Source organism: Amycolatopsis sp. NPDC000009, assembly GCF_055563465.1.
Genome location: NZ_JBVHDI010000003.1, coordinates 432,628 through 446,665 on the forward strand (window position 1 = coordinate 432,628; position 14,038 = coordinate 446,665).

13 protein-coding genes are annotated in these 14,038 nt (G+C 71.8%); 2 read left to right on the forward strand and 11 right to left on the reverse strand.

Going from position 1 to position 14,038, the window contains the following annotated elements:
* Window position 1 precedes the first annotated feature (1 nt).
* From ACZ3HL_RS11895 to ACZ3HL_RS11920, 6 genes are all read right to left on the reverse strand, one after another.
* Window positions 2–1,624 (reverse strand): (2,3-dihydroxybenzoyl)adenylate synthase, encoded by a 1,623-nt coding sequence (locus ACZ3HL_RS11895; protein ID WP_465530535.1) that lies wholly within the window; start codon window positions 1,622–1,624, stop codon window positions 2–4.
* Window positions 1,621–2,817 carry an isochorismate synthase gene (locus ACZ3HL_RS11900; RefSeq protein WP_465530537.1) on the reverse strand — a complete coding sequence of 399 codons (1,197 nt, stop codon included), beginning with the start codon at window positions 2,815–2,817 and terminating at the stop codon, window positions 1,621–1,623. Before ACZ3HL_RS11900 ends, ACZ3HL_RS11895 begins: the two co-directional genes overlap by 4 nt.
* 145 nt (window positions 2,818–2,962) lie before the next feature.
* A complete protein-coding gene (dhbA, locus tag ACZ3HL_RS11905; RefSeq protein WP_465530539.1) occupies window positions 2,963–3,712 on the reverse strand; it encodes a 2,3-dihydro-2,3-dihydroxybenzoate dehydrogenase in 750 nt (249 codons plus the stop codon).
* 159 nt (window positions 3,713–3,871) lie between these two features.
* The gene (locus tag ACZ3HL_RS11910; RefSeq protein ID WP_465530541.1) at window positions 3,872–4,333 is read right to left on the reverse strand and encodes a GerMN domain-containing protein; all 462 of its coding nucleotides are present in this window, start codon (window positions 4,331–4,333) and stop codon (window positions 3,872–3,874) included.
* A complete protein-coding gene (locus ACZ3HL_RS11915; RefSeq protein ID WP_465530543.1) occupies window positions 4,330–5,736 on the reverse strand; it encodes an ATP-binding protein in 1,407 nt (468 codons plus the stop codon). Before ACZ3HL_RS11915 ends, ACZ3HL_RS11910 begins: the two co-directional genes overlap by 4 nt.
* Entirely contained in the window at window positions 5,733–6,467 is a 735-nt protein-coding gene (locus ACZ3HL_RS11920; protein ID WP_465530545.1) for a response regulator, read from the reverse strand. Before ACZ3HL_RS11920 ends, ACZ3HL_RS11915 begins: the two co-directional genes overlap by 4 nt.
* Window positions 6,468–6,621: 154 nt before the next feature.
* On the opposite strand from ACZ3HL_RS11920, the gene ACZ3HL_RS11925 reads away from it, so the two are divergent.
* Window positions 6,622–7,122, forward strand: coding sequence for a M15 family metallopeptidase domain-containing protein (locus tag ACZ3HL_RS11925; RefSeq protein ID WP_465421030.1), 501 nt, complete (start codon window positions 6,622–6,624; stop codon window positions 7,120–7,122).
* On the opposite strand, the gene ACZ3HL_RS11930 is transcribed toward ACZ3HL_RS11925, so the two are convergent.
* A complete protein-coding gene (locus ACZ3HL_RS11930) occupies window positions 7,112–8,113 on the reverse strand; it encodes a saccharopine dehydrogenase family protein (RefSeq protein WP_465530547.1) in 1,002 nt (333 codons plus the stop codon). The two genes, ACZ3HL_RS11925 and ACZ3HL_RS11930, sit on opposite strands and share 11 nt — an antisense overlap.
* A 99-nt stretch (window positions 8,114–8,212) precedes the next feature.
* Between ACZ3HL_RS11930 and ACZ3HL_RS11935 the strand changes: the two genes are divergently transcribed.
* Window positions 8,213–9,139 (forward strand): helix-turn-helix domain-containing protein, encoded by a 927-nt coding sequence (locus tag ACZ3HL_RS11935; RefSeq protein ID WP_465530549.1) that lies wholly within the window; start codon window positions 8,213–8,215, stop codon window positions 9,137–9,139.
* 41 nt (window positions 9,140–9,180) lie between these two features.
* Here the strand turns inward: ACZ3HL_RS11935 and ACZ3HL_RS11940 are convergent, their stop codons facing one another.
* From ACZ3HL_RS11940 to ACZ3HL_RS11955, 4 genes are read right to left on the reverse strand one after another with little or no spacing between them, the layout of a single operon-like run.
* Complete coding sequence (locus ACZ3HL_RS11940; RefSeq protein WP_465530551.1) at window positions 9,181–10,005, reverse strand: SGNH/GDSL hydrolase family protein; 825 nt, start codon at window positions 10,003–10,005, stop codon at window positions 9,181–9,183.
* A gap of 10 nt (window positions 10,006–10,015) precedes the next feature.
* Window positions 10,016–11,272, reverse strand: a complete 1,257-nt coding sequence (locus tag ACZ3HL_RS11945; RefSeq protein ID WP_465530553.1) for a carboxyl transferase domain-containing protein — start codon at window positions 11,270–11,272, stop codon at window positions 10,016–10,018.
* A complete protein-coding gene (locus ACZ3HL_RS11950; RefSeq protein ID WP_465530555.1) occupies window positions 11,265–12,680 on the reverse strand; it encodes an acyl-CoA synthetase in 1,416 nt (471 codons plus the stop codon). Before ACZ3HL_RS11950 ends, ACZ3HL_RS11945 begins: the two co-directional genes overlap by 8 nt.
* 11 nt (window positions 12,681–12,691) lie before the next feature.
* Window positions 12,692–13,966, reverse strand: a complete 1,275-nt coding sequence (locus ACZ3HL_RS11955) for an SLC13 family permease (protein WP_465530557.1) — start codon at window positions 13,964–13,966, stop codon at window positions 12,692–12,694.
* Window positions 13,967–14,038 lie beyond the last annotated feature (72 nt).

The following is a 14,038-nucleotide window of genomic DNA, read 5'->3' on the forward strand; positions in this document are numbered from 1 at the left end:
TTCACTTCTCCTTCGCCAGGGCGGCCAAAGCCGCCCGCAGCTCGCGTTTGCTGGTCTTGCCGACCCCGGTCACCGGGAACTGCGACACGACCTGGACCAGGTCGGGCACCTTGAACGACGCGACCCCGCGTTCGCGGACGAACCGGCGCAGCTCCGCCGCCGCGGGCTCCGCGCCGGCCGCGGGGACGACGTAGGCACAGGTGCGTTCACCCAGGTACGGGTCCGGCACCGCGACGACGGCGGCGTCGAGCACTCCGGGGTGAGCCATCAGGTGGTTCTCGACCTCTTCGGCGGCCACCTTTTCGCCGCCGCGGTTGATCTGTTCCTTGGCCCGGCCGACCACTTCCAGATGACCGGACGGATGCCGCCGCACGAGGTCCCCGGTGCGATAGAAGCCGTCCTCGGTGAACGCGGACTTGTTGTGCTCCGTCGCGCGGTAGTAGCCGCGGATCGTGTACGGGCCGCGGGTCAGCAGCGCGCCGACCTCGCCCGGCGCGACGACGTCGTCCGAAGTGGACAGTGGGTCGTCCGGGTTCACGACGCGGATCTCGTCGTCCGGCGAGATCGGCCGCCCCTGCGTGGCCAGGACGTACTCGTCCGGATCGTCGAGCCGGGTGTAGCAGACGAGTCCCTCGGCCATGCCGAACACCTGCTGCAGACGGCAACCCAGCGCGGGCCCGATCTTCTCGGCCAGTTCACGCGCGCATTTGGCGCCGCCGACCAGCAGGACGTCCAAAGAGGACAGGTCGCGAGCGGTCCGCGTCGCCGCCTGCGCCCACGCGGCGGCCAGCGGCGGCACGAGCCCGGTGATCGTCACGCCCTCGGCTTCGATCAGCCGGAACGCGGTGTCGGCGTCGGGCCGCGGCGCGAACACCGTGGCCGCGCCCGCGTGCAGTGCCCCGAGCAGACCGGGCGAGCTGAGCGGGAAGTTGTGCGCGACCGGCAACGCGGCCAGGTACACGCTTTCCGGGCGCAGGCCGCAGATCCTGGCGCTTTCCCGGACGCTGTAGAGGTAGTCGTCGTGCGTGCGCGGGATCAGCTTGGGCAAGCCGGTGCTACCGCCGGACAGCTGGAGGAACGCGACCCCGGCGGGATCCGGATCCGGCAGAGCGCGCGGAGTCGCCGCTTCGAGCACGGCGAACTCCTCCGTGCCGACGACGAAGACGCTCCGCACCGAAGGGATCTCGGCCGCGACCGCGCGGGCCATGGCCGCGTGGTCGAATCGTTCGTGCTCGCCGACGGTCAGGATCGCCGCGGCCTCGCTCTGCTCGGCGAAATGCCGCAGCTCGCTCGCCCGGTGCGCGGGGAGCGCGAACACCGGCAGCGCGCCCGCCCGCCACAGTCCGAAGACGACGGACGCGAACTGCGGCACGTTCGGCAGTTGCACGACGACCCGGTCGCCCGCCCGGATCCCGGCCCCGGCGAATCCGGCCGCGAGCCGGTGCGCCCGCTCGTCGAGTTCGGCGAACGTCCAGCGGGCGTTCTCGCCGATCACGGCGGGGCGCTCGGCGTACGCCTCGGCGAGGCTGGTCAGCAGTTTGCCGAAGGTCTGGCCGCGCCAGTGTCCCGAAGCCCGGTAGCGCGCGGCGGTTTCGGGCGGCCAGGGCACGTGATCGGGGTTCATGCCGCCCCCTCCAGGCCGAGCGCCCGCAGCATGGTGCCGAACTTCGCGCCGGTCTCGGCGAGTTCGGCCGCCGGATCGGAACCCGCCACCACTCCCGCGCCGGCGAACAGCCGCACGGTGCGGTCGCGGACCTCGGCGCAGCGGATGGTGACGACCCATTCGCCGTCCCCGTCCTGATCGGTCCAGCCGACGAGACCCGCGTAATAGCCGCGATCCTCGGGTTCGAGCGCGGCGATGGTGTCGCGGGCGAGCGCGGTCGGGACGCCGCAGACGGCGGGGGTCGGATGGAGCGCTTCCGCCAGTCCGAGCGCGGAAGAACCGGCGTCGCCCGGGTCGGCGAGCCGTCCGCTGATGGTGGTCGACAGATGCCACATCGTCGGGGTGCCGATCACCTCGGGCTCGCCCGCGACGTCGAGGTCGACGCAGAACCGGCCCAGCACTTCGGACACCTGGGCGGCGACGTGGGCGTGTTCGGCACGGTCCTTTTCGGACGCCAGCAGATCGTCGATCCGGCGGGCGTTTTCGGCCTCGTCGGCCGTCCGAGGCCGCGATCCCGCCAGTGGGTTGGCCGTCACCACCCGGCCACGCCGGGAGACCAGCAGTTCCGGGCTCGCGCCGACCAAGGTGCGCGGTGCGGGATCCCCCGGCGCGCTGACGTCGACCGCGAAGGCGTGGGCCGCCGGGTCGGCGTGCACGAGACGGGCCAGCAGCCGCGGCACGGCGATGGGGTCTCCACCGGTGACGTCGAGGCAGCGGGCCAGCACGATCTTGCGCAGGTCACCGTCGCGGATCTCGTCCAGCGCCTTGGCGACGGCAGTGGTGTAGACCTCCGGCGCGGGCCGCGGCGACACCGACCAGGCCCCGCCACCGAGCGGCGCGGCCGGACCACTCGCCTTCGGTGGTCCGGCCCGGCGCACCACGGCGGGCACCACCAGGCTGCTCGGCGCGTCGGGCCGGAATCCGATGGCCCCGGCCACCACCGGTTCGGCCACTCCCGCCACGAGGGCGGCGTCGAGGACTTCGGCGGCGGCGCGGGCACGTTTGCCCGGAACCGCGTGGACCGGGGAATACACCCCGTCGGCGAGAAGCGATCCCCGCGCGGACGAGTAGTAGAACGATCCGGGCAGGTACGCCGCCAGCAGATCGGCCGCCTGGTGGACCGGCCTTGGCCGGGCCGGTGCAGGTGAGGACACGACTGAATTCCCTTTCGCGAATACTACCGACCGGATCGGCACCCGTGGTGCCCGTGCGGCGCGGAACGTGATCCCCCGGACGCGCCGTTTCGGTTAGCCTAACCTAATCGTACGGACCCGAAAAGTCTTCGTTGCGTCATCGAGATCACGCACGGAGCGTGGCCCCGCCGTCGACGTACAGGTTCTGCATCGTGATGTGCCGCGCGCGATCGGACGCCAAAAACAGGACCGCGTCGGCGATATCGGCGGGTTCGGCTATCCGGCCCAGTGGTATGCCGACCCGGTATTGCTCCGAATTCCCTGCGATGACACGGTCCGCGCCGTTCTCGTCCGTCCACAGTAGACGTTGCATGTCGGTGTCGGTCGAACCGGGAGAGACGATGTTGCAGCGGATGCCGGAGGCGGCGAGTTCGAGCCCGAGGCAGCGGGTCAGCATCGTCGCCGCGGCCTTCGATGCGGCGTACGCGGCCATCCCGCTGCGTGGGACTCCCGCCGCGTTCGACCCGACCGTCACCAGCACGCCGCTCCGGCGAGGCAGCATCCGGCGGGAAATCTCGCGGAGCACGGTGAAGACACCCGTGGAGTTGACCGCGAAAGTCGCCGCCCAGTCTTCGTCGCTCGTGTCGCAGACGGACCCCGGCTTCAGCACACCCGCGACGGACGCGCCGATCCCGATCGGCCCGAGTCCGCGTTCGACCTCGCCGACGACCCGCGCGACGGCGGCGGGATCCCCCACGTCCGCGACGAACGAGGTCACTCCGTCCCGGGGAGCGCTTTCCGCCAGGTCCACCGACGCCACGATCGCACCCGCCCGGGCGAGCCCGTCCACGACGGCCGCCCCGATCCCGCGCGCGCCTCCGGTGACGAGCGCGACCTTGCCCTCGATTCCCTCCACGCCACAACCACCCCCACGTCTCATTCGCTTAGCCTTACCTAAGCTAGCGGGCAGGTCCGGGCAAAGCGAGGGATCGACACCGGTGATTCGGGACACTTCCGCCTGGCCGTGGTGCCCACTGTGTCCCTGTCCGTGAAGGCCGGCCCAAGGGGTGCTCGCCTAGCCGGGCAAGGGACACGACAGCGGACCGCGCACGGTTCCCTCGCCCCGCAAGGTGATCTGCGCGCTCCCGCCGAAGGAGTCCCTGGCGGTGCACACGATCTGATCCACCGCCCGCGCCGACAACCCGGCGACGCCGATCGACAGGGTCACCGTGACCCCGTTCGGCGCGGGAGTCTGGTCCAGAACCGCGGTGCCAGGCGGGACTTCCGTGGTGTAGTCCCGTTCGCGCTCGCTCTCGTCCGGTCCGGCGGCGAGCAGATCGACAGGGCTCGCCGGAGGAAGTTCCTGCGCCAGTGGGCGCAACACGCGGACCGGCTGCCCGCCGGACAGGAAGTAGAGCACCGCGCCGTTCGCCGGACCTGCCGGAGCGGGCGCTCCGGTGATCACGGCACTGGGGCGGACGCCGCAGCCCGCGACCACCGAGACGATCAGGAGCGCCGAAAGCCAGATCTTCCTCATGCCGTCACTCCCTGCCGGGGCAGGCGCAGGGTGAACACCGCGCCGCCGTCGACATCGTTGGCCGCACTCAGGCTGCCACCGTGCAGCCGGGCGTTCTCCCAGGCGATCGCCAGCCCGAGCCCGCTGCCGCCGGACCTCGCCCTGGCCGAATCCGCCTTGTAGAACCGGTCGAACACGTGCGGGAGCACCTCGGGCGCCAGCCCGGGGCCGCGATCCGAGACCTCCAGCGTGATCCACTCCCCCGCTTCGGAAAGCCGGAGCGAGACCGGCTTTTCCCCGTGCCGCACCGCGTTCCCGACCAGGTTCGCCACGATGACGTCCACCCGCCGCGGATCCCACTGGGCGAAGATCCCGGCGGGCAGGTCTTTCTCCACCTCGCCCGTCCAGCCCCGGATGCGCAGGCTCGCCGTGACCACCTCGGCGACGTCGACCTCTTCCCGTGCCAGCGCGGCGGCCCCGGCGTCGAAGCGGGAGACCTCGATGAGGTCGTTCACCAGCCGCGTCAGATTGTGCGTCTCCTCGATGCTCATCTTCGCCGCGCGACCGGCGTCTCCCGGCAGCTTCGACGCCTCCTGCTCCAGCACGTCCGCGACCGCGGTCATCGCGGCGAGCGGGGTGCGCAGTTCGTGGGAGACGTCGGCGACGAACCGCCGCGCGTCGGCTTCCATCCGTTCCAGCTCGCCGACGTGCCGCTCCAGCGATTCGGCCGTCTCGTTGAACGTGCGCGCGACGCCGGCCAGCTCGTCCGAACCGCGGACGCTGATCCGCGCGCGCAGGTCGCCCTTCCCGAGCCGCCGCGCCGCGTCACCCAGCTCCCGCACCGGCCGCAGGACACCGCGGGCGGCCAGCAACGCCAGCCCGATGGCGAAGACGAGCGCCACCCCGCCGATCAGCCAGGCCCGGGCGGCGAGCTCGTCGATACTCGTCGCCTCCGGCGCCATACTGCGCGCGATATAGGCCTCGATCCCCGAATCCCGTCGCTGCCCACCGGGTAGCAGGACGGTGAACCTGGTGCCCACCACCAGCATCGGCGTGCCCCGGGAGTCGACTCGTTGCCAGGCGACGTTTCCCGACCGGACCCGCTCGCGAAGCTCGGGTGAGATCAGCGCCCGCATCTGCTCGTTCCCGCTCGACTTGTCGGCGTACAGGACCAGTGAGCTCAGGTCACGGTCGGACAGTTCGCCGCTGATCCGGCTCAGCGTCCCGTCACCCGGCGGCAGCGGACCGAGCGGGAACAGCGCGGTGGCCTTGTCGACCAGGACACGGGCGGTGGCGTCCTGCGCCTGCTTGAGGATCACGGTGCGGGACTGGACGTAGGCGCCGCCGGCGACCGTCGCCGCGGTGATCACGACCAGCAGGCTGAACGCCAGGAGCAGCCGGGTGCGCAGACCGCCGAGCTTCACAGTGGCCCGAACCGGTAGCCGAACCCGCGGACCGTCTGCACGTACACCGGCGCGGACGAGTCGTCCTCGATCTTCGCGCGCAGGCGCTGCACGCAGGCGTCGACGACGCGCGAGTCTCCGAAGTACCCGTGCTCCCACACGCTTTCCAGCAGGTACTGACGGCTGAGCACGCGGCCGGGGACCTGGGTGAGTTCGAGCAGGAGCCGCAGTTCGGTCGGGGCGAGGGCGACGGGTCTGTCCCCCTTGGTCACGGTCAGCCCGGCCCGGTCGATGCCGAGATCGCCGTGCCGCTCGATCCCGGTCTGCGCGGGCACCGCCGGCGCGGTCTGCCCGCTGCGGCGCAGCACCGCGCGGATCCGTGCCTCCAGTACCTGCGCCCTGGCGGGTTTGACCACGTAGTCGTCCGCGCCGGCGGCGAGCCCGGCCACGACGTCGATGTCCTCGTTGCGCGCGGTGAGCATGATGATCGGGAGATCCCCCGCCGCCCGGATCCGGCGGCAGACCTCGAAACCGTCCAGTCCGGGCAGCATCAGGTCCAGTACGACGATGTCCGGCGGCCGGGACGCGAGCCGCGCGAGGCCTTCCTCACCGGTGGCCACCGCGTCGACCGCGTGGCCACGGCCGCCCAGCGCCATGCTGAGCCCGTCACGCACGGCTTGGTCGTCCTCGATGAGCAGCACCCTGGGCATGCCGACGACTATCGCAGCGCCGGACGGAATCCGCTCGTCCATGACACGCCATGGTGCCCGTCCCGTTTCCGCGGGACGTCCACGGAATGTCATCGTTGCGTCACGACGTGCTCCGTGCGGAACGGTGACATTTTCGTCGGCGTCCGCGCACGTCGCCGCGATCGGGTTCGCACAGGCGGCGGCGAGGGTCGATGCCATGAAAGAACTCGTGCTCGCGGCGATCACCCGCGTCCTGGCGGTACTGCTGCTGATCCCGGCGTGGCTGCGGTCTCCCGGCCAGGCCCGGCGGCTCGCCTGCGGCTGGGCGCTGGCACTGCGGTTCCCCGCCGAAAACCTCGCCGGGCTCACCGCCGGAACGCTCGCCGCGTTCACCGCCGCCAGGACCGAGGCGTTCTGGCGGCACCGCACGCTCCTCGGCGTCACCTCGGGGCATCGGGACGCCGCCGAGCAGCATCGGCTGTACCTCGCGGAGGCCGGGCGGAAGCGTGTCCTGCCGCCGCAGGACTCCGCGCACGTCAGCGGTACCGCGCTGGACGTCCGGCCGCGCGAAGGCGCGCAATGGCTGGAGGACCACGGCGCCCGGTTCGCGCTCTACCGGATCTACGACAACGAGTGGTGGCATTTCGAGTACCGGCCCGGCGAGGCCGCGCCCGCACGGCTACCGCATCCTGGCTGGCGGGAAGGTGTCACCCGGTGATGGTGATCCGCGGCGCCAGTGCCGCCAGGAAGCCGGTCGCGTCGAAGACCTCACCCGCCGAGACGACCCCGGTCGCCTTGGTCCGGCCGTCGAGCACGCGCTGGACGGCCTCCACCACCAGCGGTGCCGTGATCGCGTAGATGTCCTGTCCCCGCGCGGTGATCCGCCGTTCGCCGCCGCCGGATCGCACGACGACGTCGACCACGAACTCCTGCGACGACGGGCCGTCAGCGGGAGGCGCGGGCGTCTCGGGTGTCACGACCTCGCGGGCCGCGTTCACGGTCATGTAGGTCGTCACCTCGGGGATGTCGAGGTGACTGGGGACGGTGACGACGTCGGCCATCGTGAACTCGCCGAGCACGGCGCGGGTCCCGAACGGCGCGGGGAAGTCCCAGTCCAGTTCCGGCAGCGCGTCGTCGCGGTGTTCGATCCGGCCGCCGGAGAAGCGGATCCGCTTTCCGTCACGCCGCTCCCGCGAGACCCTGCCCGCCGCGCGAGTCCCCTCCGTCGGATGCCAGCTGCTCAGCCCGTAGGCGACGTGCGCTTCGTCGGCGGACGTCCAGTCCCCCATCGCGGCGGTGACCATCAGGTCGCCGAGGCCGCCGAAGAACGCCATCGCCGGGATCACTATCGCTCCCGCGGCGCGCTCACCGAACCGAGCGAAGGTGTCGATGTTCGCTTCGAGTTCCGCGGCCACGTCGAGGTACGGGACGCCGGCCCGCAGCGCCGCTTCGATCACCGGAGCTGCGGTGTCGGCGAACGGCCCGGCGGCGTTGATCACCGCGTCCGCGCCCGCGAACGCGCGATCGAGCGCAGCCGGGTCGTCGACCGACGCCTGCCGGACGTCGAGGTCGGGCCAAGGCAGGCCGCGCAGTTTCGCCTCGTCGCGTCCCACGGCCAGCACGCCGAATCCGCGTTCGCGCAGCTCCGCCACCACGAACCGGCCGGTGTGCCCGTAGGCCCCGAACACCGCGACGTCGTACGTACCCATGGTTTCTCCTGCCCTCGGTTGATCCACTGTGGACCATCCTGTCGGCGGATCCCACCGATCGACAGTGTCTGGAACGCCATCATGCGTACACTTTCGGACATGAGCACGGTCGCCCTCGCCGCCACGGACGGGATGCTGCAGTTCGAGCTGGCCATCGCCCACGAAGTCTTCGACACAGGCCTGTACGAATTCGGCGTCTACGGCTCGAAACCGGTGCGGGTGGGCCGGTTCTTGCTCGAACCGGATCACGGGCTCGGCGATCTGGAGCGCGCCGGCACCGTGATCGTCCCCGGCTGGGCGGACATCGACGTCGATCCGCCGTCCGATCTGGTCGAGGCCGTGCGCGCCGCCCACGACGCGGGCGCGCGGGTGGCGTCCCTGTGCACGGGCGCGTTCGTGCTGGCGGCCGCCGGCCTGCTCGACGGCCGCCGGGCGACCACGCATTGGGCGCACACCGACGTCCTCGCCGCCCGGTTTCCCTTGGTGGAGGTCGATCCGGACGTCCTCTACGTCGACAACGGCAGCGTGCTCACCTCCGCGGGCAAGGCCGCCGCGATGGACCTGTGCCTGCACCTGGTCCGTTCCGACCACGGTTCGGCGGTCGCGAACACCGTCGCCCGCCGCCTCGTCGTCCCGCCGCATCGCGCGGGCGGGCAGGCCCAGTTCGTCACCGCCCCGGTGCCCGAACAGGACGACCATCCGCTCGGCGGTCTGCTTCCCTGGATCACCGAACGGCTCGACCGGCCGCTGACCGTCGAGGACCTCGCCCGGCACGCGAACATGAGTTCACGCAACCTGGCCCGCCACTTCCGGTCGGCGACCGGGACGACCCCGCTGCGCTGGCTGCTGACCCAGCGCATCCGCCGGGCGCAGGAACTCCTGGAGCGGACCGACGACAGCGTCGACCTGATCGCGGAGGCCACCGGGATGGGCACCGCCGCCACGCTGCGGCGGCACTTCAACCGCACGGTCGGAGTGCCGCCGGACAGCTATCGCCGCACTTTCCGCGCGGCCGTCGAGAGGTGAGCCAGGCCGCGCCGGATCGCCCACTGCGGCCCGGCACCCCCTCAAGGGCGCAGCCGTGCCGTGACCAGGTCCGCGACGGCCGCCATCCCGGCCTCGTTCGGGTGGTACGGCACGCGTCCCGGCGCGGCCACGTACCGCTCCATCCATGGGACGGTGGCACAGGCGTCATGGTCCGCGCTGGCCGCGGCCGCCGGGACCAGAGTGGCCCGTTCGGCGCGGGCCGCCCGCCGGGTCGCCGCCGCGAGCCGGTCCGCGACCTCGCGTTCGAAGGCCAGCTGCTCCGGGGTGAGCGGAACGCCGTCGCAGGCGGGCGCGGTGCGCGGCACGATCGTCAGGTAGTCGACGACCAGCACCCGCGCCCGTGGTGCCCGCCGATGGACCTCCGCGATGACGGCGCCGATCTTCTCGTGCACGGTGGTCAGCGCGGCGCGGACGGCGTTCTGGTCGACCTGGCCGCAGTTCGTGCCGCCGGTGTTCTGGCAGCCGTAGGTGAACAGGCTTCCCACGTAGCCGACGTCGTTGCCGCCGATGGTGACCGTCACGAGCCGGGTGTCCCGGGTGACGGCCTCGATCTGCGGCGGCTGCCCGGCCTGTCCGGTGGTGAGGATGTTCGCCGTGGTCGCGCCACTGCAGGTGACGTCGGTGAGGACGAATCCGCGTTCCCCGGCCACGAGACTCGCGTAGTTCTTCGTCGAACGTCCGCACGCCGCCGGGGTTCCGGGCCGCTGCGGCGGGATTCCCGGCCCCGCGGCGAAGGAACTGCCCATGGCGACGTAGCGGGCGGCCCCGGCGGCTTGGCCGGGCGGCGTGGCGAGGAGACCGATCGTGACCGCGGCGAGCACCGCGACGGACATCCGCTTGACCATGGCGAACCCCTTATCTCAGGAAGGTGACCGATTCCGGTCCCGCGATGCCGTCGATGGCACCGAGGGCGAGCAGATCTTCGGGACGTGGCTTCAGCGCGTCGGCGAGGGCGGGGATCTCTTCAGGGTCCCGCTTGAGGATCCCGGCCGCCAGTTCCGGGGCGATGACGGAGAAACAGGCGTCCGGGGTGAGCCAGATCCGGTCCGCCGAGCAGAACGCGAGCGCGCCGCCCGAACCTCCTTCCCCGATCACCAGGGTCGTGATCGGCACCTCCGCCGCCGCGATCGCGCCGAACAGTCCGGCGATGGCGTTACCCGCCCCTGCCGTTTCCGCGGCGGGATCGGCGGCCGCGCCCGGGGTGTCGACGAGGGTCAGCACCGGCAACCCCAGACGGCCGGCGAGGCGGATCAGCCGGGTCGCCGTCCGGAAACCGCCGGGCGTGGTCGGGATGCCGGTCTGCGCCGCGAAGGCGATCGGCCGCCCGCCCCTGCTTCCGATCCCGCAGAGGACGCCGTCGTCGGCACCGCCGCGCAGGGTGACGCGGGTGTCGAAGTAGTCGTCGAGGTAAGCGCCCGCGCGGGGACGGCCCGCCGACCGCGCGCGCTGGACGGCTTGCCAGCCGTCGGTCGTGGAGTCGAGGGCGCCGAGCGCGCGGGGCAGATCCGCCGGGCGGTTCGGGGAGGCACCGGTCAGAAGCCCGAGCCAGGCCTCCAACCGGTCGGCGATCGCGCCCTCGGCCACGAGTTCGTCCACATATCCGGCCGTGTACTGGTTTTCCGCCGTGTACGCCGGATCGTCGGCATACCGCTCCGGCCGCACCCGGCGTCCGGCGAAACCCACCTGAGCGCCGGGGACGGCGAGCACGACATCGGCGTCGGCACCGAGCGACGCCCACACCCCGCCGGTGGTGGGGTGCCGCGCGACGGTGATGTGCGGCAGCCGCTCTTCGCGCAGCAGCGCCAGACCGCGCGCGATCCGCTGCAGCTGCCGCAGCGCGGGAACGCCCTCCTGCATCCGGGTCCCGCCCGTGGACAGCAACGAAACGACGGGCAGCCGGTGCGAGCGCGCCTCGCCGAGCGCCTCCTCGATGAGCGCGCCGGTCCGGGTCCCGACCGACCCGCCGAGGAAGCCGAACTCGAAGCGGATCATCACGACCTCGTGGCCGCCGATCTTCGCGCGTTCCCAGACCACCGACTCGTCCGTGCCCGTGCGTTCCCTGGCGCGTGCCAGGGAAGCGGCGTACCCGTCCCAGCCCAGTGGGTCAGTCATGGAGAGCCCGCTTGAGGACCTTGCCCATCTCGTTGCGGGGCAACGCTTCCAGGTACCGCACCACACGCGGCCGCTTGTGCGGGGACAGCAGCCCGGCGACGTGGTCGGCGAGTTCACCCGCCGTCGGCTCGGCCCCGGCGGGGACGATCCAGGCCACGATGCGCTCGCCGAGGTCGTCGTCCGGCTCGCCGGTGACGGCCGCCTCCGCGACCCCCGGATGTTCCAGGAGCGCGTTCTCGATCTCGCCCGCCCCGATCTTGTAGCCGCCGCTCTTGATCAGGTCGGTGGCGCGGCGGCCCACGATCCGCACGTAGCCGTCCGGATCGCGCATCGCCATGTCGCCGGTCTTGAACCAGCCGTCCCGCAACGCGGCTTCCGTGGCGTCCGGCCGGTTCAGGTACCCGAGGAACAGGTTCGGGCCGCGGACCTCGATCTCTCCGACGGACTCACCGGAGAGCGGTTCCCCGGCGTCGTCGACGAGCCGCAGTTCGACGCCGGGCACCGGCGGGCCGACCGCACCGGGCCGCCGGTCCCCCGTGGCGCGGACACCGCAGTTCATCAGCGTTTCGGTCATGCCATAGCGTTCGACGACCCGCTGCCCGGTCGCGGCGGTGATGCGCTCGTGGTCGGTCGCGGGCAGGGCCGCCGAACCCGAAACCAGCAGCCGCGCCGCGCCCACTCCGGCGGCCAGCGCGGGATCGGCCTCGCAGTCGGCCGCGAGCCGGTGGTACATCGTCGGGACACCGAAGAGCATCGTGCCCGCCCCGGCGAGTTCCTTCGCGGCCGCTTCGGTCGAGAACCGGCCGAGGTGGTGCAGCGAACCGCCGCGGCGCAGCGGGCCGACCACGCCCAGGATCAGGCCGTGCACATGGAACAGCGGAAGGGCGTGCACGAGGACGTCGGCGTCGGTCCAGTCCCAGATCTCGGCGAGCGCGTCGAGATTCGACGCCACCGCCCGGCGCGGGAGGAGGACACCCTTCGGCGGTCCGGTGGTGCCCGAGGTGTAGATGACGAAAGCCGGGGTTTCGGGATCCGGCTCCTCGCCTCGCCACGGCGTACCCGAGGTGTCCAGCTCGACCGGAACCCGCGGCAGCACATCGAGTTCCGGCGGCAGCTCAGCGTCCGGTGCGGCCAGCACCAGGTCCGGCACGCTGTCGGCGACGATATGCGCCAGTTCGCGTGATCCGGCCTTCGGGTTGATCGGCACCACGGGGACGCCGGCGGTCAGCGCGGCGACGATCGCGACGCAGGTCCGCAGCGTCGGTGTCGCCCACACCGCGACCCGCCGTCGCCCGGCCAGCCCGGCGGCGAGCGGGCCCGCGACGCACGCGAGCTCGCCGTAGGTCAGGGATTCGTCGCCGAACCGCAGGGCGACGCGGTCGTTCCCGGCAGTCAGTCCGGACAGCATGGATCTCCTCCTCAGCCCCAGTTGGGCACGACGAACACGAGCCAGGCGACCAGCGGCACGACGGCCACCACGAGCGCCCCGTAGACCAGAAGTTGTTTGAAGAACTTGTCGCGGTCGACGTCCTTCGCGTTGGCGAGGACGAGCGCGCCGTTGGTGGAGAAGGGACTGACGTCCACCATCGTCGACGAGACCGCGAGGGCGGCGATCATGCCGACCGGCCCGATCGTGCCCTGCGCCAGGAACGGCACGGCCAGCGGGATGAGCGCGCCCATCAGCCCGACCGAAGACGCGAAGGCGGAGACGACACCGCCGATGTAGCAGAGCAGAAGCGCCGCGAGCAGCGGGATCCCGACGGTGGTGACCGCGTTGCCGACGTAGTCGATGGTGCCGATCTCCTTCAGCACCGCCACGTAGGTCAGCACACCGCAGATCAGCAGCACGGTCGGCCAGGTGATCTCGGAGACGGCGGAGCGGCTGGTCTTTGGCCACGCGACACTCAGCAGGACGGCGACGGTGATGGCGGTCAGGCCAGGGTCGAGGTCGAACACGAGGGTCCCGACCACGAGCGCGACCAGGCCGGTCAACGTCACGATCTTGGGACCGTCCAAGGGAATGCGCTGTTCGTGCGGCAGCGGTTCCTCCTCGGTCTCCGCTCCGCCGCCTGCCGTCACGAGCGCGCGGCGCCGCAGTTTCGTCCCGCCGAGGACGACGAAGAGCACGCCCGCGATGGCCAGGTTCATGCCCAGGCTCGCGAGGAACAGCACCACGGGGCTGCCCGCGATGTGGTTGCGCTCGACGATCCCGTTGACGATCGAGCCGTACACGCTGATCGGCGAGAACCCGCCGCCCTGCGCGCCGTGCACCACCATCGCGCCCATGAGCAGCGGGCTGATCTTGTAGCGGGCGGCGAACCCGAGCGCGATCGGCGCGACGATCGCGCAGGCCGCCGGGCTCACCGCGCCGATCGCGGTGAGCGCGCCGGTGACCACGAACATCACCCACGGGATGAGCGCGATCCGGCCGCCGACCAGGCGCACGGCCGCGGCGACCAGCCAGTCGGTGGTGCCGTTGGCCCTGGCGATGGCGAACAGATAGGTGACGCCCACCAGCACCACGAAGATGTCACCGGGGAAGCCGGCGAAGATGCCGTCGGTGTCCAGGCCACCGGCGAGGGTGCCGACGAGGAACGCGCCGGCGAAGGCGAGCGCCCCCATGTTGATCGAGCGGGTCGTGGCGAGGGCGAAGATCACCACGAGGACGAGGATCGAGATCAGCTGGGCGGACATGACCGTCCTCCTTGACGGCAGGAGCCCCTTGGCGAGTGGCCGAGTGGACTAGTGGCTGAGCCACTTTCCCTG